Source organism: Dellaglioa sp. CoH-57-MRSF-18 (assembly GCF_056781995.1).
On record NZ_JBXAXX010000298.1, the window covers coordinates 1 to 229 of the forward strand.

Here is a 229-nt window from a genome sequence, read left to right on the forward strand (position 1 = left end):
GCTAGTACATCGTCAGCTTCGTGTTTTTTCGGTTGGAAATACGTGATCCTAGCGTCACTCAGCATCGAGTACACATCCGGCAAATAATCGTACACGTCGCCCGTAGGTTTGGTGTACTGGCTATCGACGGCCGGCCCACTTTGCTTCTTGTTCTTTCGGTCAGCTTTGTATCCGTCATACACACCGTACCTAAACACCTGCTTGCCGTCAAATGCAACCAGCATATGGG

At 50.2% G+C, this 229-nt stretch carries 1 protein-coding gene; it reads right to left on the reverse strand.

Annotation, left to right across the window (positions count from 1 at the left end):
• On the reverse strand, positions 1–229 hold a 229-nt coding region (locus tag AC1RPG_RS09025; protein ID WP_481762647.1), incomplete at both ends, for a hypothetical protein.